The organism is Psychrobacter sp. TB15 (assembly GCF_000511655.1).
In the GTDB taxonomy this organism is placed as follows: Bacteria; Pseudomonadota; Gammaproteobacteria; order Pseudomonadales; family Moraxellaceae; genus Psychrobacter; species Psychrobacter submarinus.
The window spans coordinates 1-2,034 of record NZ_AYXN01000011.1 but is presented as its reverse complement, the minus strand read 5'-3'; the positions used below and the strand labels follow the sequence as shown (position 1 = coordinate 2,034).

Here is a 2,034-nt window from a genome sequence, read left to right as displayed (position 1 = left end):
ATGGCTCACCATCTAATCAGCTGAAAACCTTGAGAAAATGGTGTGATATTTAATCCTTATCTACTACAGCCCCTCCATAATTTATTCCATCTCTTTGGTCACAATAGCAATCAACTGCCTTGAGCACTTAACTGTCTTTTGAATATCAGAGTAGCTATGACCTGATTTGAGTAGACTAGCGATGATCTTGCGCTTTTCGGTATCCTTCCCACGACCGGCATACTTACCTTCTACTTTAGCACGAGCAATACCTTGCATCTGACGGTTACGCCGATCTTCATAATCTTTTCGAGCAATGGCTGCGAGCATATCCAGCATCATCGAGTTAATGGCCTGCAATACACTGCTCATAAATTCTGTACTGCTTTCAGATTGAAGCGCCATATATGAGGTCGGCAGCTCTTTTGACACGATAGAGAGCTTTTTCTCTGATAGCATTCTTTTGAGCGTATCCCAATCAGCTTGGTTCAAACGCGCCAAGCGATCAATCTGCTCAACTAAGATCACATCGCCCTTATGAGCATCTTCAATCAGTTGCATAAGCTTAGGTCGCGCCAAGATAGCTCCTGATTCGTTTTCGACATAGAAGGCAGCAATTTTGTGGCCATGATCGTTGGCAAATGCTATGAGCTCGCTTTTGGCACGTTTAGCATCTTGCTCTTTGGTTGATGCTCGTAGATACGCTCTGATAAACATAAACACCTAAAATAGTCTGTTATAAGTGGTTCCATTATACCAGTCTGTTTTAAGTGGTTTGATAATAGGTTTGAAGGGTGAAATAGCTGGTTCCCTTGGGGTATAGCTTTTGAAACCATTTTTCTTTATATTGTCACTTAGACAGGCTGGGCATTTGATGTATAGTGTCATTTGCATTTCACTATTTATCAATTTCTCAGCCTGTTTTTTTTCAGCCTACTTTTTGAACCACCACCCGGATATAAATGTAGCTATGAATAAAACAACTTTTAAAATATCGAAGATGGACTGCCCTTCGGAGGAAAACCTAATCCGAATGAAATTAGAGGGCCACTCGAATATTGAACATCTTGAGTTCGACATTCCTAACCGTCAATTAACTGTGTTTCATCATGACAATATAGAAGGGATAGAGACTGCTATTCATGACCTAAAATTAGGAGACACCCTACTCTCGACCGAAACCATTGACCCCTCTGATCCCAACAATAATTTTAAAATTGATGCTGACTCTAGTCACAAAAAAGATGCTGAGCAAAGAAAGCTACTATGGATAGTGCTGGTCATTAACTTTGCTTTCTTTATTATTGAAATGAGCACGGGACTGATTTCTCGTTCGATGGGGTTGGTCGCCGACAGCTTAGATATGTTAGCAGATAGCTTCGTGTACGGAATTAGCTTATTTGCGGTCGGTGGAACGGTCATTAAGAAAAAACGGATTGCTAGAATTGCCGGATATTTTCAAATTACGCTAGCGATTCTTGGTTTTTTAGAAGTACTAAGACGTTTCTTTGGCAATGAGCAGTTACCTGACTTTTCTACCATGATAGTCATATCGATTCTTGCGCTAATTGCAAACTCGATTTGCCTCTATTTACTACAAAAATCGAAAAGCAAAGAAGAAGAAGCCCATATGCAAGCCAGTATGATTTTCACTTCAAACGATGTGATTATCAATTTAGGGGTAATTGTTGCAGGGATTTTGGTTAATTGGTTACACTCTAGTACGCCTGATTTGATTATTGGTAGCATCGTATTTGCTTTAGTTATTCAGGGCGCCTTTAGAATATTGAAGTTGAGTAAGTAGCCAAGCCTAATAACTGAAGCAAATAGCTCAAGTAAGTAGCTTAATTAAACCGCTAAGTGTAAAGTAACTGGGTTTGAAGCAAATAAACATCATAAGGATATGAGACCTCAAGCAATGATTGAACAAACTTTAAATCTAGTCACCACCAAAGACCATCAGCAAGTTGCCGTTTGGCGAATAATAGATGATGAAGTCTTTGATAAGAATCTGGGAGACCTTCCTAAATTTTGTGTAAGTATTTAATCTAAACG

3 protein-coding genes and 1 pseudogene are annotated in these 2,034 nt (G+C 39.4%); 2 read left to right on the top strand and 2 right to left on the bottom strand.

All coding sequences use genetic code 11. From position 1 onward, the window contains the following. Positions 1–81 precede the first annotated feature (81 nt). Together W234_RS13580 and W234_RS14425 are read right to left on the bottom strand one after the other, a co-directional pair. Positions 82–696: a recombinase family protein gene (locus tag W234_RS13580; protein WP_037058659.1), complete on the bottom strand. Its 615-nt coding sequence runs from the start codon at positions 694–696 to the stop codon at positions 82–84. 102 nt (positions 697–798) lie between these two features. After that, positions 799–873 (bottom strand): annotated as a pseudogene (locus W234_RS14425) (IS1 family transposase); the annotation flags it as partial. Between the two features lie 76 nt (positions 874–949). Between W234_RS14425 and W234_RS0101680 the strand changes: the two are divergent. Then, the gene (locus tag W234_RS0101680; RefSeq protein ID WP_025644116.1) at positions 950–1,783 is read left to right on the top strand and encodes a cation transporter; all 834 of its coding nucleotides are present in this window, start codon (positions 950–952) and stop codon (positions 1,781–1,783) included. Between the two features lie 99 nt (positions 1,784–1,882). After that, positions 1,883–2,026 (top strand): hypothetical protein, encoded by a 144-nt coding sequence (locus W234_RS14640; protein WP_178377961.1) that lies wholly within the window; start codon positions 1,883–1,885, stop codon positions 2,024–2,026. Positions 2,027–2,034 lie beyond the last annotated feature (8 nt).